Genomic DNA, 19048 nt, shown 5'->3' on the forward strand with positions numbered 1-19048 from the left:
GAGACGCTGAGAAAGGAGAGGTGATGTCTTCCCTCACCGAGGAAAAGGCCGTCGAGCTCGCGATCGGCGGAATGACGTGCGCGTCCTGCGCCAACCGCATCGAGCGCAAGCTGAACAAGCTTGAGGGCGTGACCGCGACGGTCAACTACGCGACGGAGAAGGCGAAGGTCACCTTTCCCGACGGGCTCGACCCCCAGACGCTGATCAGCGAGGTGGAGAAGGCCGGATACACCGCCGCGCTCCCGGTCGCCAAGGAGCGTAAGGAGCAGGAGGAGCAGGCCGAACCCGCCGACGAGCTGCGTCCGCTGCGCGACCGGCTGATCGCCGCCGTCACGCTGAGCGTGCCGGTGATCGCGATGGCGATGGTCCCGGCGCTGCAGTTCACGAACTGGCAGTGGTTGTCGCTGGTGCTGGCCGCGCCGGTCGTGGTCTACGCGGGCTGGCCCTTCCACAAGGCCGCCTGGACGAACCTGCGCCACGGCGCCGCCACCATGGACACGCTGATCTCCATCGGCACGCTGGCCGCGCTCGGCTGGTCGCTGTGGGCGCTGTTCTTCGGCACGGCCGGCACGCCGGGCATGACGCACCCGTTCGAGCTGACCATCGAGCGCACCGACGGCTCGGGCAACATCTACCTGGAGGCCGCGGCGGGGGTGACCGCGTTCATCCTGGCCGGACGCTACTTCGAGTCGCGTTCCAAGCGGCGGGCGGGGGCCGCGCTGCGGGCCCTGATGGAGCTGGGCGCCAAGGACGTCGAGCTGGCCGACGGGCGGCGGGTGCCGGTCGAGCAGCTCAAGGCGGGCGACACGTTCGTCGTGCGGCCGGGCGAGAAGATCGCGACCGACGGCGTGATCGAGGAGGGCGCCTCGGCGGTCGACGCCTCGATGCTGACCGGCGAGTCCGTGCCCGTCGAGGTGCGTCCGGGCGACGCCGTCACCGGCGCGACGGTGAACGCGGGCGGCCGGCTGGTGGTGCGGGCCACCCGGGTCGGCGCGGACACGCAGCTCGCCCAGATGGCCAAGCTGGTGGAGGAGGCCCAGACGGGCAAGGCCGAGGTGCAGCGGCTGGCCGACCGCGTGTCGGGCATCTTCGTCCCGATCGTGATCGCGCTGGCGGTGGGCACGCTGGGCTTCTGGCTCGGCACCGGCAACGGCGCGGGGGCCGCGTTCACCGCGGCGGTGGCCGTGCTGATCATCGCCTGCCCGTGCGCGCTCGGCCTGGCCACGCCCACGGCGTTGCTGGTCGGCACCGGCCGGGGCGCGCAGCTCGGCATCCTGATCAAGGGGCCGGAGGTGCTGGAGTCCACCCGCCGCATCGACACCATCGTCCTGGACAAGACCGGCACGGTCACCGAGGGCAGGATGACGCTGGTCGACGTGCACCTGGCCGAGGGCGAGAGCCGCGAGGAGGTGCTGCGGCTGGCCGGCGCCATCGAGCACGCCTCCGAGCACCCGATCGCCCAGGCCATCGCCAGGGAGGCGAAGTCCGACGCGACCGTGGAGGACTTCGCCAACGTCGAGGGGCTCGGCGTGCAGGGCATCGTGGACGGGCACGCGGTCCTGGTCGGCCGGCCGAGGCTGCTGGCCGAGTGGTCGCAGCACCTGCCCGCCGACCTGGCGGCCACCCTTGAGGAGGAGCAGGCCAAGGGCCGCACAGTGGTCGCGGCCGGCTGGGACGGCAAGGCCAGGGCGCTGCTGGTGGTGTCCGACGTGGTCAAGGAGACCAGTGCGGAGGCCATCGCCAGGCTGCGCGCGCTGGGCCTCACCCCGGTGCTGCTGACCGGCGACAACGAGGCCGTCGCCCGGCAGGTCGCGGACGAGGTCGGCATCGACGAGGTGATCGCCGAGGTGCTGCCCGCCGACAAGGTGGACGTGGTCAAGCGGCTGCAGTCGGAGGGCAAGGTCGTGGCGATGGCCGGCGACGGCGTCAACGACGCGGCCGCGCTCGCCCAGGCCGACCTGGGCCTGGCCATGGGCACCGGCACGGACGCCGCCATCGAGGCGTCGGACCTCACCCTGGTCCGCGGTGACCTGCGGGTGGCCGCCGACGCGATCAGGCTCTCCCGCCGGACGCTCGGCACCATCAAGGGCAACCTGTTCTGGGCCTTCGCCTACAACGTGGCCGCCCTGCCGCTGGCCGCGCTCGGCCTGCTCAACCCGATGATCGCGGGGGCCGCGATGGCCTTCTCCAGCGTGTTCGTGGTCAGCAACAGCCTCCGGCTGCGCCGCTTCAGGTGACCGCCGGGTCGAGTGATCGCTGAGCCCATCTGACGGCCGGTGCCATCGCGGCGCCGGCCGTCATGAACGCCAGCCCCAGCAGCAACCAGCCCACGGTCCCGCCGTCGAGCACGAGCGTGGTGAGCACGGCCGGGCCGAGCATCCTCGCCACCGCCGTGCCGGTGCCGAAGAAGCCCTGGTACTGGCCCTGCCTGTCGTCGGGGGCCAGGCCGAAGCCGATCTCCCAGGCCCCCGCGGCCAGCAGCATCTCCCCCGCGACCTGCAGACAGCCCGCCGCGATCAGAAAGACCCAGCCGTGCGGGCTGAGGGCGAACACCGCGCACGCGGCGAACAGCACGACGCCCGCCCGGCGGACGGCCGTGGACGCGTCCCGCAGGTCGCGCACCCGGCGGGCCACGCGTACCTGGAAGAGCAGCACGCTGCCGGTGTTGAGCACGAGCAGCACCGAGACCATCCAGGCGGGCCCGGACGTGCGCTGCGCGATCCACAGCGGCACCACAAGACTGAGCAGCGGCATGTAGAACAGCATCACCGCGTTGATCACCGTGACCAGCGCGTACGGCCGGTCCCTGAGCACGGCCAGCCGCGGCCCCGGCGCGGCCGGCGCGGGCCGCACGGCGGGCAGCCTGAGCAGGACCAGCGCGGCCACCAGGAAGCTCAGGGCGTCGAGCGTGAACACCGCGACGTATCCGGCCCGGGTGCCGACGGCCAGCGCGACGCCGCCCAGCGCGGCCCCCACGGCCATGCCGCCGTTGAGCGTGGACTGCAGCACCGCCCGCACGACCGTGCGGCGGGCCGGCTCGACCAGCCCGGCCAGCAGAGCCTGCCGGGCCGCCGACAGGCCGGTCTGCGCGGTCCCGTAGAGGCAGGCGACCAGCATGAACAGCGCGAACGAGCGGACGAACACGAACGAGCCGGCCGCCACCGCGGTCGTGAGCGCGAGCAGCACCGCCACGCCGCGCGGCCCCCGCCGGTCGGCCAGGTGCCCGAGCGGCACCCCCGCCACCGAGCCGACCGCCCAGCCCAGCGTGAGGCCGAGGCCGATCTCGGTGGCCGACAGCCCCACGACGTCGGCGAAGTAGAGCGCCGAGGTGACCAGGTACGCGCCGTCGCCGATGGAGTTGGCGAGCTGCGCGGCGGCGAGCACGCGCTGGGCTCTCATGACTTGTATGACTCCGGGGTCATCCGGGTGGCGACGCCCATCCTGTTCCAGGCGTTGATGGTGGCCACGGCCACGGTCAGCGCGGCCATCTGCTGCTCGTCGAATTGCGCGGCGGCCTGCGCCCAGACCTCGTCGGTGACGTCGTCGGTGGACAGGCGGGTGGCGGCCTCGGTGAAGGCCAGGGCGGCGCGTTCCTGCGGGGTGAAGAAGGGGGCCTCGCGCCAGACAGCCACGGCGTGCAGCCTGGCGTCGCTCTCCCCCGCCTGCTTGGCGTCGGAGCTGTGCATGTCCACGCAGTAGACGCAGCCGTTGATCTGGCTGGCGCGCAGCCGTACGAGTTCGAGGAGGGGCTTGGGGAGGGTGCTCTGGGCCACGAACCGGTCCAGGCCGGCCATCGCCTTGTACGCTTCGCCGGCGAACTTCCCGAGTTCCATGCGTTCGGTCATATGCCCATCTTGGCCGTACTCTTGTCCCTACATAAGCTCCAATTTCCGCCAAGTTGATTGGGCCAAGTTGGACGTTCACATCAGCCTCCAAGGGCGCGGTGACCTGGCCGCACAGGTCTACCGGCAGCTGCTCGACGCCATACTCGACGGCCGCCTGCGCTCGGGCGAGCGGCTGCCGCCGACCAGGGAGCTGGCCGGCCGGCTGGAGATCTCCAGGAACACGGTGGCGGTGGCCTACGACCGGCTGGTGGCCGACGGCTTCCTGGTCGGCCGGGCGGGGGCGGGCACGTTCGTGTCGGCCGAGCCGGTGCGCGGCCGGGCCGCGCCCAAGGGGGTGGTCAGGCCGCGGGCGTTCTGGCGGGAGCTCGGGGAGACCGTCGAGGTGCCGCCCGCCCGGTACGACTTCCGCGTCGGCGTGCCGGACGCGCGGCTGTTCCCGATGGAGACCTGGCGCAGGCTGGTGGCCAGGGAACTGCGGGTGGGGCTGGCGACGTACGAGCCTTCGTCCGGCTATAAGCCTCTACGTGAGGCTATTTCGCGTCATATCGGGATCAGCCGGTCGGTGCACGCGGGCCCCGACGACGTCCTGATCACCAACGGCGCGCAGCAGGCCCTCGACCTCATCGGACGCGTCCTCATCGAGCCCGGCACGACCGTCGCCGTCGAGGAGCCCGGCTACCCGCCCGCCCGCCGGCTGTTCAGCTCGCTCGGCGCCCGCGTGACCGGCGTGCCCGTGGACGCCGAGGGCCTGGACGTGGCGGCCATCCCCCGCTCGGCGAGCCTGGTCTACGTCACGCCCTCGCACCAGTTCCCGCTGGGCACGCCCATGTCGCTGGCCCGCCGCGCCGCCCTGCTCGCCTGGGCCGAACGCCGCGCCGCCGTGGTGATCGAGGACGACTACGACAGCGAGTTCCGCTTCGGCGAACGCCCGCTCGAACCCCTGCAGAGCCTCGACCGGTCGGGCCGGGTGATCTACGTGGGCTCGTTCTCGAAGACCCTGCTGCCCATGCTCAGGCTCGGCTTCCTCGTCGCCCCCGCCTCGCTCGGCCCGGCCCTGTGCGCCGCGCGGCAGCTGTCCGACTGGCACGGCGACATGCCCACGCAGGCCGCCCTGGCCCGTTTCATCGACGAGGGCCTGCTCGCCAGGCACATCAGGAAGGCGACCCGCGAGTACGCCGCCCGGCACGAGCTGGTCACCGCGGCGCTGGCCGGGGACGAGCGGCTGCGCCTGATCCCGTCCGCCGCGGGCCTGCACGTGTGCGCCCGCCTGGCCCCCGGCGTGTCCCTGGAGCCCGTGGTGGACCTGGCCGTCGAGCAGCTCGACGCCTACTGCGGCGAGACCCCGGCGCAGCCGGGCCTGGTGCTCGGTTACGGCGCGATCGGGCCGCGCGACATCGGCCCCGGCCTGCGCCTGCTCACCGACAACCTGAGGACGACCACGCCCGGTCAGTAGTTGCGCCGGCTCCAGAACCGCCGCGCCCGGTCCCCCGTCAGCTCCGGATCGTCCGGCGGCGAGGGCTGCTGCACGATGACGACGGTCGTCTTGGCGTGCCGGGCGCAGTACATGCTGGTGGAGGGCAGCAGGATCCTGCTCAGCAGCCGCCGCCGCCCCCGGCCGAGCACCAGCAGGTCGCCCTCGCGGGCCAGATCGACGAGGTGGTAGCCGGGGTCGCCGACCTTGCTGAGCGTCGCCACGCGCAGGTCGTCGGGCACGCCTCCGGCGACGTCCTCGAACACGCCCGCGATCACCTCCGCGCAGCGGGACTCCTCGCCCTGCCGGATCGCGTGCTGCACGGGCAGCGCCTCGGGAAAGGGATGGACGGGCGCACGACTGACGTGAACGGCCACCAGAGCCATCCGGTGCAGCCTGGCCGCGCCGATGGCCCAGGCGAGTGCCCAACGCGAGGCCGGGGACTCGTCCACCCCCACGATCAGCCTCACACCGCCAGGCAGATCCTGTTCCACGGTGCCTCCTGGAAATGAAGTACGACCATAGTGCGCCAACCGGCCAGTTACCGGGAGGTGGCACTTTGCGAACTCTGGAGTCCCCCGCGAGCCCGGGCGTAGCATGCGGGGGTGGAACGAGGGTGGGTGCAACCCCGTCCCGCCCTCGACCGGCGGCTCGACGGGGCGCTTACGCACAGGCTCACCACGCTCGTGGCCTCTACAGGCTACGGGAAGTCGATCGCGCTCGCCGGTTGGAGCCACGCCGTGGGCGGCGTCCTGCACCTGCTCGGGCCTGCCGACCGCGACCTGCCGACGCTGGCGGGCTCGGTGGCGTCGGCGCTGGCCGAGGCCGTCCCGGGGTTGCCCGCCGACCTGCTGGCCGCGGCCGGGGCGCCGCTCGGGCCCGACGCCGACGAGCTGTCCAGGGCCGCCGCGCTGGCGGGCGCGCTGGCCGAGGCGCTGGCCCGGCGGCTGACCAGGGGACTGGCGCTGGTCTTCGACGGCGTCGACGCGATCATCGGCGCGCCCGGCTCGGTGCGTTACGTCGAGACGCTGGTCCGCGCCGCGCCCCGGCACCTGCACCTGGTCACCGCCTCGCGGGCGCCGCTGCCGTTCCCGACGGCCCGGCTGCGCCAGGACCACGAGGTGCTCGACCTCGACGCCACCGACCTCGCGCTCACCGCGTCCGAGACCGGCGCCTGGGCCAGGGAACGGCTGGGCGAGCAGGGGGCGGGCATCGCCGCCAGACTGCACGAGGCGTGCGCGGGCTGGCCGGCCGCCGTCCAGGCCGCCCTCGACGCGCTGGCCCGCGAGGAGCCGGCGAGCTGGCCGCGTACCGCGGCGAGCCTGGCCGCCAACTCGGCCACGCTCGAACACCTGACGCTCGCCGCGTTCAAGGACCTGCCGGCGGGCATGCGGGAGCTGCTGCGCGCGGCGACCGTCCTGCCGGTGCTGACGTCCGGCCTGGCCGCCACGCTCGGCGCGCCGCCCGACACGCTCGCGGCCCTGACCAGCCGCGGCCTGTTCATCGAGGCCGACCAGGACGGCCACCGGCTGACCTCGACCAGCAGGCACGTCCTGGCCAGACACGCCCCGCTCGACCGGCACGAGGCCCACGACGTGGCCGCCGTCGCCGCCCGCTGGTACGTCGAGCACGACCAGCCCGAGCTGGCCCTGCGCGCCGCCGTCGCGACCGCCCACCCCGACCTCGCCGCGGCGCTGCTCAACTCCCACGGCCCCCGCCTGGCCGAGCGCGGCGACGTGATCGCGGCCCTCGACCTGCTGCCCGAGCAGGCCAGAGGGTCGCCGCCGATGCTCAGGCTGGCCGGCATCGCCGAGCAGAACCGCGGCCACTGGACCCGCGCCCGCGACCTGCTGGCCCGCGTCGCCGACGGCCCCGCCTTCGACGCGTTCGTGGCCAGGCGGCTCGGCTTCATCGACCACCTGCGCGGCGACCTCGACGCCGCCATGACGATGTACGCCAAGGGTCACGCCTACGGCTCGCCGCCCGCCGACGCCGCCATGTGCGCCGCCTCCATGGCCTCGGTGCTGTGGCTGAAGGGCGACCGGGCGGGCTGCGCCGAGTTGGCCGACCGGGCGCTGGAGCAGGCCGGCGGCCTCGGCGACCCCGGCGCGCTGGCGATGGCCAACACGGTGCTGGCCATGCTCGCCGCCCTCGACGGCGACCGCCGCGCCAACGACGCCTACTACCTGCGCGCCCTGGAGTACGCCGAACGCGCCGGCGACGTCGTCCAGCTCATCAGGATCCGGGCCAACCGGGCCTCCCGCCATCTGGACGAGGGCGCCTACGCCGAGGCGCTGGCCGAGACGGATGCCGCGAGCAGGCTGTGCGACCTGGTGTCGTTCGCGCCGTACGCCGCGCTCAACGTGGCCAACCGGGCCAAGGCGCTGGTCGGGCTCGGCCGGCTGGAGGAGTCGGCGATCGACGCCGCCGACGCGGTGGCCAGGTGGGAGGCGATGGGGTCGCGGCTGGTCAGCGTCGGGCTGGTCCGGCTGGCCGAGATCCACGCGCTGCGCGGCGACCGCGGGCAGGCGGCCGCCGTCTACCGCCGGGTGATCGCCGAGACCGAGCCGCTGGGCGAGGTGCAGACCCGCTCCAACGCGCTCAACGCGCTGGCCGAGCTGCTGGCCGAGGACGATCCCGAGGAGGCGGCCCAGGTGGCCCAGCAGGCGCTGGCGTACGCCGGCGGCATCGCCGGGGTCTCCGCGCGGGTGGCCGCGGCGCACGTGGCCCTGGCCGCCGGCCGTCGTGACGAGGCCGCCCGGCTGGTGGGCGAGACCGAGCGGATCGCCGTGGAGCGCAGGGACCACGCGGCCCAGGCCGTGCTGCACGAGCTGCGCGCCCGGCTCGACGGTGATCCCGCGCAGGCCGACGAGGCGGTGCGCGGGTGGGCGGCGCTCGGCGACCCGATCGGGCGGGCCAGGGCCGAGCTGGTGCGGGCGGCCCTGTCCGACCCGGTGAGCGGGGGCGAGGTGGCCGTACGGGTGCGCGAGCGGATGCACGCGATCGGCTGCCGGGCGCTGGACGACCGGATCGACGAGCTGATAGCCCGCGCGGCGCCCGTGCCGGGGGCGGCGGTGGTGATCGAGACCATGGGAACGTTCCGGGTGCTGCGCGGCGCGGTGCCGGTCCCGCGTACGGCCTGGCAGTCGCGCAAGGCCCGCGACCTGCTGAAGATCCTGGTCAGCCGCCGGGGCGGCGCGATCAGCAGGGAACGGCTGGTGGAGATCCTCTGGCCCGAGCAGCGGGACGACGCGGTCGGGCTGCGGCGGCTCAACGTCATGGTCTCCACGTTGCGCGCGGTGCTCGACCCGGCCCACGAACGGCCCGCCGACGACGTCGTGGTCTCCGAGGAGGGCGCGCTGCGCCTGGACCTGGCACACGCCGACGTCGACGTGGAGCGCTTCCTCGACCTGACCGCCGGAGCCGTACGGCTGGAGCAGGCCGGCCGCGCCGCCGAGGCGCTGGAGCGGTGGACGGCGGCCGAGAGCGCGTACGGCGGCGAGTTCTGCGAGGAGGACCCCTACGCCGACTGGGCGGTGGGCCTGCGCGAACAGGCACGGCTGGCCTACGTGCAGGCGGCCGCCCGGCTGGCCGCGGCGCGCACCCGCGAGCGGCGCTACGACGAGGCCGCCCGCTACTGGCTGCGCCTGCTGGAGCGCGACGGCTACGACGAACGCGCCCACCTGGGCCTGGTGCGCGTGCTCGACCTGGCGGGCCGGCGCGGCGACGCCCGCAGGCGCTACCACCTCTACGCCGAGCGCATGCGGGAGCTGGAGGTCGAGCCCGCGCCCTACCCCACCTGAACCAGACCTGAACCGTCCGGGGCGATGGTGATCGGATGAGGACGGTCATCGTACGGCTGGTCGAGCCCGAGCAATCCGGCGGCCAGCTCCGCGGGCTGCTCGAAGAGGTGGGGGGCGAGCCGGTGCCGTTCAGCGGCGCCGACGCCGTGATCACCCTGTTGCTGAACGCGGCCGGCCTGAACCGCGATCCCGCCTGAATCTCGCGGCCTGAACCGCGATCCCGCCTGAACCTCGCGCGAACCTCGGCTCGCCACCATCTGTGGTGAGAGGAGGCACGATGAGCGAGCAACTGGGGAGTGGATGGCCGTTCGTCGGGCGAGGGGGATCGATCGCGACCGTGCGCGCGGCGCTGCGGTCGGGAGCGGGCGCGATGATCGCCGGTGAGGCGGGCGTCGGCAAGAGCAGGCTGGCCGCGCAGGCGCTGGCCGGTCTCGACGGGTACGAGGTCGTGCGCGTGCTGGGCACGGAGACCGCGTCGATGATCCCGTTCGGGGCGTTCGCCCATGTGTTGACGGGGCCGCCGCGGGGCGGCGAGAACCTGCTGCGCTGGGCCGCGCGGCACCTGCGCAGGGGAGAGGGAGAACTGCTGGTGAGCGTGGACGACGCCCACCGGCTGGACGCGGCGTCGGCGGCGCTGGTGCACTACCTGGCCGCGGGTGGGGAGGCCAGGGTGCTGGTCACCGTGCGTACGGGCGGTCCGCTGCCCGCGCCGGTGGCCGCGCTGTGGAAGGACGAGCTGCTGACCAGGGTCGAGCTGCCGCCGCTCGGCCGCGACGAGGTCGGCCAGGTGCTGGCGGGCGCGCTCGGCGGCGAGGTGGCGGAGGGGACCGTCCGGCATCTGGCGGCCGTCACCGGCGGGAACGTGCTCTACCTGCGCGAGGTCGTCCATGCCGGGCACACGTCCGGCTGCCTGGCCGAGAGCGGCGGCGAGTGGCGCTGGCGGGGCGAGCTGTCGATGACGACCCGGCTGCGCGAGCTGGTCGAGGCCCGGATCGGTCACCTGGACCAGGACGAGCGGGAGGTGCTGGAGCTGGTGGCGTACGGCGAGCCGGTGGGCGCGGAGCTGCTGATCGCGCTGACCTCGCCGCGCGCGGTGGAGCGGGTCGAGGCCCGCGGCCTGGTCACGGTCGCCGGCGACGGCAGGCGCGAGCAGGTACGCCTCGGCCACCCCCTGTACGGCGAGGTGGTCCGCGGCGACTGCGGCACCCTGCGGGCCAGGCGGCGGCTGCGGACGCTGGCCGAGGCCCTGGAGGCCGGCGGCCTGCGACGGCGCGAGGACGAGCTGCGCGCGGCCGTCTGGCGGCTGGACAGCCGGTCGGCCGCCGCGCCGGAGCTGTTGTTGTCGGCCGCGGGCCTGGCCTGGGCCAGGCGTGACCCCAGGCTGGCCGCCCGGCTGGCCAGGGCCGCGATCGAGGCGGGCGCGGGCGTGGCGGCGGTCGCGCTGCTCGGCCAGGTGCTGATGGTGCTGGGCGACCAGGACGCGGCGCTGGCGGCGCTGCGGCAGGCGGCCAGGAACGCCGTCACCGAGGGCGAGCGCGCCCAGCACGCCTTCAGCCTGGGCATGAACCTCGCCTGGGCGGGCGCGGACGCCGAGGCGTGCCGGGTGCTCGACCTGGCCGCCGGGTCGCTGACCGATCCGGCCTGGCGGCAGGAGGCGCACGTCTACCGGGGCGTCGCCGACTTCTTCGCCGGCCGGCTGGCCGGGGCCGCGGACGCCCTGGCGCGGGCGCGCGCGTGCGGGCCGGCGACCGTGCGCGGCGCGGCGCACGCGGCCGCGCTGGAGTCCTGGACCGCCGCCTACTCCGGGCGTACGGAGAGCGCGCTCGCCGTGGCCGGGCGGGCCCTCGCGGGCCGGGACGACTGGGACGACGACGCCCCGTACGCGCTCCCGGCCCTGCTGGACGCGCGCTGCGCCGCCCAGGTGTTCGCCGGCCGCCTGGACGCGGCGGAACGGACGGCCGCCGAGGGCATGGAGCCGACCGCGGCCGAGCTGCCGGTGTCGGGGTCCGGGGCGTACCGGGCGATGGTCGGCAGGCTGCGCGGCGACGCGGCCGGCGCGGCCCGCTGGGCCAGGGAGGACGCGGCCCGGCTGCCGCCCGGGACGCCGTACCGGGGGCGCTGCCTGGCCGAGCTGGCCCACGCGCGGGCGCTGCTGGGGGAGACGGCGGCGGCGCGGTCCGCGCTGGCCGAGGCCGAGGGGCCGGCCTCGCGGTGGGCGTTCACCCGGCAGCCGGTGTTGCAGGCCGCGGTCTGGGTGACGGCCTCGGCGGGCGACCTGGACCAGGCGGTGAGCCTGTGCCTGACGGCCGCCGGGCTGGCCGAGCGGCACGAGCAGTTCGGGCACCTGATGTTCGCGCTGCACGACCTGGTGCGGCTGGGCGCGCCCGCCCTGGCGGCCCGGCGGCTGGCCGCGCTCGCCGAACGGGTGGACGGGCCGCTGGCCGGGCTCTTCGCCCGGCACGCGCGGGCCGCGGGCGACCCGGCCGAGCTGCGGGACGTCGCCGCCGAGTTCGAACGGCTCGGCCTGCTCCTGTACGCCGCCGAGGCCCTCGCCCAGGAGTCGGCGGCCCACCGCCGGGACGGCCGGGGCACGCTGGCCAGAGGGGCGCAGACCAGGGCATGGGCGCTGGCCAGGCGGTGCCCGGGGGTCTCGACGCCCGCGCTGGTCGAGCTGGCCACGCCGGAGCTCACGCCGCGCCAGCGGGAGATCGTCAAGCTGGCGGCGGCCGGGCTGACGAACCGGCAGATCGCCGACCGGCTGACGTTGTCCACCCGGACGGCGGCCAACCATCTGCAGGCGGCCTACGAGAAGCTGGGGGTCAACGACCGCACGCAGGTGGGCCGCCTGCTCGCGGCGCTCTAGACAAGGCTCAGGAGGCCGCCGTACAGGGTCTCGCGGTCGTCGTCCGTCATGGCCCGGTACGGGTCGGCGGCCCGCCGGTTCGTCTCGGCCTCGATCGCGGCCCGGACGGGACCGTCCCTCAGCGCGACGATCCCGTCCGCGGTCAGCCCGGCCGCGCGCCAGGACTCGGCGTGCGCGTCGGCCCGGTGGTAGCGCAGCGCGGCGAGCCGGTTGAACAGCAGCAGGCCGTCGGGGGCGGCGTCCGGCTCGTACGGCGGCGCCATCACCTCCAGGGCGCCGCCCGGCACGCGTACGGCCCGGTCGAGCACCCCGCCCACCGCCACGGCGAGACCGGCCACGTCGTGGCCCGCCCAGACGCGGCCGGCCGCCTCGGCGTGCGCGGCGTACAGGCCGTCCACGAACGCCCGTCCCTCGGAGGTGAGCCGCAGCGCCCCGGCGGCGTCCCGTTCGAGCGCGCCCTCGCGCAGGTGGACGCCGACGCCTTCGGTGACGTCGCCGTACCGGTGGACGGCGGCGAGCGCGGCCGTGGTCACCGGGCGCAGGGGGAGCACGAAGCGCAGGTCGTTGAGGAGGCCGCTGGTCAGGCCGGAGCGCTCGGTCAGGTCCAGGACGGCTCTGCGGGCGGCGGCGTGCACGTCGACGTGGGCCGCGTCGATGACGGGGGCGATCGCCGCGGCAAACTCCCCCAACCCCTGAAATTTCGGCATTGAGCGTCATTATGGCGCTCAATCCGTAGCTCATCAGCAGGAAACCGTAATCGCCTGGCTCCAGGGTGAGGGACGTGACCTGGGCACTGGCGGCCGGGGTCAACCGTCCGGCGTCCGCCGGTGTTCTTCCACCGCCCGGTTCCTCCCTCCCCTGGAGTCCCTGATGTCCCTCCGTCCTCGCTGGGCGGCCCTGCCCGTGGTGCTGGTCGCGGTGTTCATGACCACGCTCGACTTCTTCGTCGCGAACGTGGCCGTGCCCTCGATCCGCGCCGACCTGGGAGCGGGCGACGCGGCGAGCCAGTTCGTGGTCGCCGGGTACGGGCTGGCGTACGCGGCGGGCCTGATCGTCTCGGGGCGGCTCGGCGACCTGTACGGGCCGCGCCGCCTCTTCGCCGCCGGGCTGGCCCTGTTCACGCTCGCCTCGGCGGCCTGCGGCGGCGCGCCGGACGCCGCCGCGCTGGTGCTCGCCCGGGTGGCGCAGGGCGTCGCGGCCGCGCTGCTCGCGCCGCAGGTCCTGACGCTGATCGGGACGCTGTTCCCGGGCGCGGGCCGGGCCAGGGCGTTCGGCTGGTACGGCACGGTGGTGGGCCTGGCCGGGATGAGCGGCCAAGTGGTGGGCGGGCTGGTGGTGGCGGCCGACCCCCTCGGGCTCGGCTGGCGGGCGTGCTTCCTGGTCAACGTCCCGATCGGCCTCGCGGCGCTGGCGCTGACCGGGCGGCTGGTCCCCCGGGTCGCCGGGGCCGGGTCGCGTGCGGGGCTGGACCTGCCGGGGGCGGCGCTGGTCGCGGCGGGGCTGGCAGGCGTCGTGCTGCCGCTGGTCCAGGGCCGCGAGGAGGGCTGGCCGCACTGGACGTGGCCGTGCCTGGGCGGCGCGGCGCTCATGCTGGCGGCGTTCGTCCGGCGGCAGCGGCGGCTGGCGGCGAGCGGCCGGGAACCGTTGCTGGACCTGGCGGTGTTCGGCGAGAAGGGGTTCACGGCCGGGCTGGCGGCGGTCGCGCTGCTGTTCGGCACCTCCGCGGGCCTGTCGTTCGTGCTCGCCCTCCACCTCCAGGACGGCCTCGGCCTCGGTCCCCTGGCCGCCGGGGCGGTGTGCACGGCGCTGAACGCGGGCTTCTTCCTGGCCTCGCCGCGCGCGGCCCGGGTGCCGCGCCCGGCCGGTCCGCTGGCGCTGCTGCTCGGGCTCGGGCTGCTCCTCCAGGCGGGGGAGTCGCCGTACCTGGTGGCGGGCGCGCTGCTGGTTGTGGGCGCGGGGATGGGGCTGGTCATGTCGCCGCTGCTGTCGTCGGTCCTCGCGTCCGTACGCCGGGAGCGGGCGGGCGCGGCGGCCGGGGTGCTGGGGACCGTCCAGGAGACCGGCGGCGTGCTCGGCGGCACGATCACCGGCGCGGTGTTCTTCGGCTCCCTGGACGCCGGCTGGCCCGCGGCCACCAGGGCGGCCCTGCTCGTGCTCATCGTGGGCGCGCTGGGCGTGCTGGCCCACTCGGTACGCCGCCCGCGCCGCCCCCGCCGCACCGAGCCGTGCCCGGCGATGTCCCTGGAGCCGAACCGCTGATCGCGGGGCCCGTCCAGGACGTCAGCCGTACCGGCCGGCCGTGGGCGGGCGCAGGGCGGCGGCCAGGTCGCCGGCCAGGCGCGGCAGCTCGTCGGGACGCAGCGTGGAGACCGTCAGCCGCAGCGCGGGCGGCGTGCGGACGCGGTTGCGAGCGCCGGGCGCGGCCGCCCAGCCGAGGGCCAGCAGCCGGGTGACGGCGGTGGTCTCGTCGGCGACCGGGACCCAGACGTTGAGCCCGCTGCGGCCGTGCGCCCGCAGGCCACGCGCGGCCAGCGCGTCGATCAGGCCGTCGCGCCGACCGGCGTACGCGGCGGCCACGGCCGCGGTGTCCACAGCCTGTGCACGCCACAGGTGGGCGACCGCGCGCTGCAGCAGATGGCTGACCCAGCCGGCGGCCAGCCGCTGCCTGCCGCGCAGCCGGTCGAGCGTGACGGGATCGCCGGTGACCAGCGCCAGCCGCAGGTCGGGGCCGAACGCCTTGGCCGTCGAGCGGGTGAGCAACCAGCGGGTGGTCACGCCTGCCAGGGGATGGAGGGGGAGGTCCACCAGGCTCGCGCCGTGGTCGTCTTCGATCAGCACCACGTCGGGACGGGTGGCGAGCAGGGCACGCAGGTCCGCGGCCCGCCGGGCGGTGACGGCCGCGCCGGTGGGGTTCTGGGCGCGGGCGGTGATCACCACCGCTCGTACGCCCGCCCGCAACGCCCGGTCGAGCTCGTCCGGCAGCGGGCCCTCGTCGTCCAGCCGCATCGGGACCGGCCGCAACCCCAGGGCGGCGACCAGGTCGAGCAGGGCCGTCCAGCCGGGGTCCTCGACGCCGATCGCGTCGCCGGGACGAAGGTGGGCGTTCAGGACGCGTTCCACCGCGTCGAGAGTGCCGGAGGTGATCGCCAGCGGCGCGGCGGGCACGCCGTCCGCGCGCAGACGGGCGGCGGCCAGCGAGAGCAGTTCCTCGTCGTCGCCCGTGCCGTACATGGCCGGACGCTGCTCGTGCGCCCTGGCGGCGGCGGCGAGCGCCTCGTGCAGCGGCGGCAGCAGGGCCGGGTCGGGGTTGCCGTGCGACAGGTCGCGCACGCCCGGCGGCACCTCGATGCGGATCTCCTCGCGGGTCGTGGTGGCCGGGCGCGGCCGGACCCGCGTGCCGCGCCGGCCCGCCGTCTCGACGATCCCGCGCTCCCGCAGCAGCCGGTACGCGGCCGCGGCGGTGTTCGGGCTGACCTCGGCCGTGGCGGCCACCTCGCGCACGGGCGGCAGGTGCGTCCCGGGAGGCAGCAGGCCCGCGGACACGGCGGCCTCGACGCCCGCCGCGATCTCGCTGGCCGTCCCACCGACGATCCTGTATGTTTCTGACACAAAGTACATTATGTACTAATACAAAGCTGGGCGGGAGGGTTTCACGTGCTCATTCATCCCTGGGACGCGGCACGGGACGACGACGAGTGGCACACCTGGCTGGCCACCCGCGACTTCGGCCAGCTGGCCGCGAACGCCCCCGACGGCGGCCCGCCCGTCGTCGTCCCCACCCACTTCCTCTTCGACGCCGCCGCCGGGGAGGTGCTGCTCCACCTGGCCAGGCCCAACCCGGTGTGGGCGGCGATCGAGCGCGATCCGGCGGTCCTGCTGAGCGTGCACGACGACTACGCCTACATCCCCGGCGGATGGCGGACGGGCGACCCCGAGACCGGCGTGCCCACCAGCTATTACGCCTCCGTCCAGCTCACCTGCCGGGCCGAGGTGGTGGACGACCCCGAGGGCAAGGCCGAGATCCTGCGCCGCCAGCTCGCCCACTTCCAGCCCGACGGCGCGCACGGCGTCGTGGCGGCCGGCGAGGGGCCCTACCACCGGCAGCTGCCCGGCCTGCGCGGGCTGCGGCTGGCGGTGGTGAAGGCGCGCGCCAAGTTCAAGTACGACGGCCGCCACCCCGTCGAGGCCCGCGAGCGCGTCGCCGGGCTGCTGGCCGAGCGCGGCCTGCCGGGCGACGCCGGGGCCAGGGAGCAGCAGCTCAGGCGGATGGCCGACCGATGAGGCAGGTGCGCAACATGCGGATGAGGGCCCGTTTCTCCCGGTGGGTGACGGTCAGCCCGTAGTGGTGCTTCACCGTGATCCAGGCCCGCGCGTACGTGCACCAGTACGACCTGCGCGGCGGCCGCCACGTCGCCGGGCTGCCGCCGGCCTTGTCCAGGTTGACCGACTCGCTGACGGCGATGAGCTCGGGCCTGGTGAGATCGTTGGCGAACGCCTGCCGCTGCTCGTCGGTCCAGGCGTTCGCGCCGGAGACCCAGGCGTTGGCCAGCGGCACGAGGTGGTCGACGTCGATCTGCCCCTCGCTGTGCAGGGTCAGGCCGTCGTACTCGCTGAACCAGGTGCCGTGGACGGCCTCGCAGTCGAGGTCGGTCGTCACGGACACGGCGTCACGCCGCAGGACGACCTCCCGCGTGTCGCACGCGCCCTCCGCCTCGGTCCAGGACGGCATGAACCGCTCGTGCGAATACCCCCTCAGCGAACGGGCCTCGGCGACGACCAGCTCCCGCAACTCGCTCCGGGCTCGGACGACCGAGGTCGGCTCGGGCAGGACCAGGGGGAGGAGCAGCAGCGGCCACATGACGACGATCATGGATCCAGCATTAGCAGCCCACCCCTCGTTGCTCCTAGTATTTGACAACTTACACAGAGCGATGTCGATGGAGAGGGTCCCACATGCAGTCGCCGGACGGTCCGGGCCGGGAGCAGGTGCTCGACTGGGTCGAGCGGGTGGCGGACTTCGTCTCCGAGGAGTGGGGGCTGGCCCCGATCACCGGCCGCGTCCTGGGCTGGCTGATGGTCTGCGACCCGCCCGCGCAGACGGCCTCCGACATCGCCGACGCCATCGGCGCGAGCCGCGCGTCCCTGACGACGACCATGCAGCTGCTGACGTCGATCCGGCTCGTCCACAAGCTGCGCAGGCCGGGGGAGCGCAACGTCTACTACCGGATCGAGGACGACGCCTGGTCGAAGGTCCTGCGCCAGAAACTCGCCGCGTTCACGGCCTTCGACGCCCTGGCCGAGGAGGGCCTGCGGCTCGGCTGGACGGACGAGACCCAGACCGCCCGCATCCGCTCCGCGCACGACTCCATCGCGGCCGTCGCCACCGCTCTCGACAGCCTGTGGAAAACCGACGCGCCTGTGGATAACTAGCCGTCGGCGTCCGGATACTGGAAGACGTCGTCCAGGGGCACCCGGAACACCCGGGCGATCTGAAAGGCCACCTCAAGAGAGGGTGAATAGCGGCCCTGCTCGATGGCGATGACGGTCTGCCGCGTGACGCCGACCCGCTGGGCCAGCTCGGCCTGCGTCATCTCCCCGTGCGCGAACCGCAGAGCCCTGATGGAGTTGGTCACCTTGGTCGGTTTGCCCATGCCTACAGGCCCCTCCGGTAGGCGAGCAGCCGCAGCGGGGTGGCCACCAGAGTGGACAGGACGAGCGCGGCGTAGATGGCGTTGGCGATCCAGAAATGGTCGGCTTCCGCCATGGTCAGGCCAAGGGGGACCACCATGGAGGCGGCGAGCACGACGCCTCCGACATGTTGGGCGGAACGGTTGATTTCCCTGTCTCGCACGTCGCTCTTGTGACTCTCGCTGGGCTTCACGATCTCGACCACGATACGGCCCACGATCGACAGGACGACGCTGATCCCGATCGCCCACACCATCGGCGCGACATAGGGGACGGCGCTGAGCGGGCCGTCGCCGGCCCGGCTCAGGATGACGATGACGTAGGCCACGTAGGCGCCGGCCGTCGCCACGAGATAGACCCAGGCGCCCTTTTCCTCGTACGACATCACAAGCACGGAAGGTAAAACAATCCAGACATCGTGTCAATGATTTCAGACTTGTCCACCACTGTGGACAACCATCCCCAACCTGTGGATAACTTCGCGCCCTCTGCGCGGCGAAACAGCCTGCGCCGGGCGGGCCCGTCCACCATGCTTGCACCTGTCCCAGGACAGGAGGCAACCGTGCGCTACTTCCTTGAGGTACCCCTCGACGACGGCGGCACCGTGCTCGTGGAGGTCAACGAGCGGCCCGGCGACGAGCCGCTTCCCGCCGGACGGACCCGCGCGACCGTCGAACGCATGCCGGAGGCACTGGGCGCGGGCCTCCAGCGCGTCCAGACCTTCGCCACCGACGTCCTGCGCCGCATGCGGTCATGCCCCGAGCCGCCGGACGTGGTCGCGGTCGAGTTCGGGATGAAGCTGACCGCCAAGGCCGGCGTGGTCGTCGCCGAATCGACGGGGGAGGCCCACCTCAAGGTCACCGCGGAATGGCGGAAACCGGAAGGCGGCTGACCCGGCTTCCCGTCAAGGCGTGATCAGGTCACGCCTTGATGGCCGTGCCCTGCGCCGAGACCAGCCGCCAGCCTCCGTCGGGGCCGATGGCGTACACGTGCGTGTACCGGCTGCCGGCGCTGAACGTGCTGCCGTCGGGGTTCGTGAAGTTCATCCCCGTACGCCCCACGACGATCCCGACGTCCCCGATCACCCTCACGATGGCCTCGTCGGGGAACGAGTCGATCTTCGGGAACTGCAGGCTGCCCGACGTCACCAGGTCGAGCAGGACGTCCTTGCCGGCGACCGCGCCGTCCTCGACCCCCACCAGGACGAAGTCGTCCGCCAGCAGGTCCTTCAGGCGGTCGTGGTCGTTGGCCACCAGGGCGTCGAAGAAGCTCTGGTCCAGCTCGACCAGGGTGGTGCGGTGGGTGCTCACGGGGGTCGTCCGTTCTCGTCGACGTGCGGGCAACGAGGGTAGACGTTGACGCCGGTGACAAGGTCAAA

18 protein-coding genes are annotated in these 19048 nt (G+C 74.3%); 9 read left to right on the forward strand and 9 right to left on the reverse strand.

Annotated elements, in window-relative coordinates:
* Window positions 1-23: 23 nt before the first annotated feature.
* The gene (locus tag AB0C33_RS22845) at window positions 24-2237 is read left to right on the forward strand and encodes a heavy metal translocating P-type ATPase (RefSeq protein WP_358291153.1); all 2214 of its coding nucleotides are present in this window, start codon (window positions 24-26) and stop codon (window positions 2235-2237) included.
* Here the strand turns inward: AB0C33_RS22845 and AB0C33_RS22850 are convergent.
* Together AB0C33_RS22850 and AB0C33_RS22855 are read right to left on the reverse strand one after the other, a co-directional pair.
* A complete protein-coding gene (locus AB0C33_RS22850) occupies window positions 2230-3399 on the reverse strand; it encodes an MFS transporter (protein WP_358291155.1) in 1170 nt (389 codons plus the stop codon). The two genes, AB0C33_RS22845 and AB0C33_RS22850, sit on opposite strands and share 8 nt — an antisense overlap.
* A complete protein-coding gene (locus AB0C33_RS22855; RefSeq protein WP_358291157.1) occupies window positions 3396-3845 on the reverse strand; it encodes a carboxymuconolactone decarboxylase family protein in 450 nt (149 codons plus the stop codon). Before AB0C33_RS22855 ends, AB0C33_RS22850 begins: the two co-directional genes overlap by 4 nt.
* A 67-nt stretch (window positions 3846-3912) precedes the next feature.
* Here AB0C33_RS22855 and AB0C33_RS22860 point away from each other — a divergent pair, with 67 nt between their 5' ends.
* Window positions 3913-5298 carry a PLP-dependent aminotransferase family protein gene (locus AB0C33_RS22860; RefSeq protein WP_358291158.1) on the forward strand — a complete coding sequence of 462 codons (1386 nt, stop codon included), beginning with the start codon at window positions 3913-3915 and terminating at the stop codon, window positions 5296-5298.
* Here the strand turns inward: AB0C33_RS22860 and AB0C33_RS22865 are convergent.
* Window positions 5292-5810 (reverse strand): universal stress protein, encoded by a 519-nt coding sequence (locus AB0C33_RS22865; protein ID WP_352362352.1) that lies wholly within the window; start codon window positions 5808-5810, stop codon window positions 5292-5294. The two genes, AB0C33_RS22860 and AB0C33_RS22865, sit on opposite strands and share 7 nt — an antisense overlap.
* 111 nt (window positions 5811-5921) lie before the next feature.
* Between AB0C33_RS22865 and AB0C33_RS22870 the strand changes: the two genes are divergently transcribed.
* The 3 genes from AB0C33_RS22870 to AB0C33_RS22880 all read left to right on the forward strand — a co-directional run bounded on the left by AB0C33_RS22870 (window position 5922) and on the right by AB0C33_RS22880 (window position 11982).
* A complete protein-coding gene (locus AB0C33_RS22870) occupies window positions 5922-9119 on the forward strand; it encodes a BTAD domain-containing putative transcriptional regulator (RefSeq protein ID WP_358291160.1) in 3198 nt (1065 codons plus the stop codon).
* A gap of 35 nt (window positions 9120-9154) precedes the next feature.
* The gene (locus tag AB0C33_RS22875; protein WP_185844989.1) at window positions 9155-9316 is read left to right on the forward strand and encodes a hypothetical protein; all 162 of its coding nucleotides are present in this window, start codon (window positions 9155-9157) and stop codon (window positions 9314-9316) included.
* A gap of 80 nt (window positions 9317-9396) precedes the next feature.
* A complete protein-coding gene (locus tag AB0C33_RS22880; protein ID WP_358291162.1) occupies window positions 9397-11982 on the forward strand; it encodes a LuxR C-terminal-related transcriptional regulator in 2586 nt (861 codons plus the stop codon).
* Here the strand turns inward: AB0C33_RS22880 and AB0C33_RS22885 are convergent.
* Complete coding sequence (locus AB0C33_RS22885; protein WP_358291164.1) at window positions 11979-12671, reverse strand: hypothetical protein; 693 nt, start codon at window positions 12669-12671, stop codon at window positions 11979-11981. The genes AB0C33_RS22880 and AB0C33_RS22885 overlap by 4 nt on opposite strands.
* A gap of 181 nt (window positions 12672-12852) precedes the next feature.
* On the opposite strand from AB0C33_RS22885, the gene AB0C33_RS22890 reads away from it, so the two are divergent.
* Window positions 12853-14241, forward strand: coding sequence for an MFS transporter (locus AB0C33_RS22890; RefSeq protein WP_358291166.1), 1389 nt, complete (start codon window positions 12853-12855; stop codon window positions 14239-14241).
* 21 nt (window positions 14242-14262) lie between these two features.
* On the opposite strand, the gene AB0C33_RS22895 is transcribed toward AB0C33_RS22890, so the two are convergent.
* Window positions 14263-15591 (reverse strand): aminotransferase class I/II-fold pyridoxal phosphate-dependent enzyme, encoded by a 1329-nt coding sequence (locus AB0C33_RS22895; protein ID WP_358291168.1) that lies wholly within the window; start codon window positions 15589-15591, stop codon window positions 14263-14265.
* Between the two features lie 45 nt (window positions 15592-15636).
* On the opposite strand from AB0C33_RS22895, the gene AB0C33_RS22900 reads away from it, so the two are divergent.
* Window positions 15637-16263, forward strand: coding sequence for an FMN-binding negative transcriptional regulator (locus tag AB0C33_RS22900; RefSeq protein ID WP_358291169.1), 627 nt, complete (start codon window positions 15637-15639; stop codon window positions 16261-16263).
* Here AB0C33_RS22900 and AB0C33_RS22905 read toward each other — a convergent pair.
* Complete coding sequence (locus AB0C33_RS22905; protein WP_358291171.1) at window positions 16241-16852, reverse strand: HNH endonuclease family protein; 612 nt, start codon at window positions 16850-16852, stop codon at window positions 16241-16243. The two genes, AB0C33_RS22900 and AB0C33_RS22905, sit on opposite strands and share 23 nt — an antisense overlap.
* Before the next feature lie 83 nt (window positions 16853-16935).
* Between AB0C33_RS22905 and AB0C33_RS22910 the strand changes: the two genes are divergently transcribed.
* Window positions 16936-17412, forward strand: a complete 477-nt coding sequence (locus AB0C33_RS22910) for a transcriptional regulator (protein ID WP_358291173.1) — start codon at window positions 16936-16938, stop codon at window positions 17410-17412.
* Here AB0C33_RS22910 and AB0C33_RS22915 read toward each other — a convergent pair.
* On the reverse strand, window positions 17409-17633 hold the full coding sequence (locus AB0C33_RS22915; RefSeq protein ID WP_352324570.1) for a helix-turn-helix transcriptional regulator: 225 nt from the start codon (window positions 17631-17633) through the stop codon (window positions 17409-17411). The two genes, AB0C33_RS22910 and AB0C33_RS22915, sit on opposite strands and share 4 nt — an antisense overlap.
* A 2-nt stretch (window positions 17634-17635) precedes the next feature.
* Window positions 17636-18058: a hypothetical protein gene (locus AB0C33_RS22920; RefSeq protein ID WP_358291175.1), complete on the reverse strand. Its 423-nt coding sequence runs from the start codon at window positions 18056-18058 to the stop codon at window positions 17636-17638.
* A gap of 174 nt (window positions 18059-18232) precedes the next feature.
* Here AB0C33_RS22920 and AB0C33_RS22925 point away from each other — a divergent pair, with 174 nt between their 5' ends.
* The gene (locus tag AB0C33_RS22925; protein WP_358291177.1) at window positions 18233-18562 is read left to right on the forward strand and encodes a CU044_2847 family protein; all 330 of its coding nucleotides are present in this window, start codon (window positions 18233-18235) and stop codon (window positions 18560-18562) included.
* 28 nt (window positions 18563-18590) lie between these two features.
* Here AB0C33_RS22925 and AB0C33_RS22930 read toward each other — a convergent pair whose 3' ends face one another.
* Window positions 18591-18980, reverse strand: coding sequence for a nuclear transport factor 2 family protein (locus AB0C33_RS22930; protein ID WP_358291179.1), 390 nt, complete (start codon window positions 18978-18980; stop codon window positions 18591-18593).
* Between the last annotated feature and the right edge of the window lie 68 nt (window positions 18981-19048).

This window comes from Nonomuraea sp. NPDC048881, assembly GCF_040649795.1.
In the GTDB taxonomy this organism is placed as follows: Bacteria; Actinomycetota; Actinomycetes; order Streptosporangiales; family Streptosporangiaceae; genus Nonomuraea.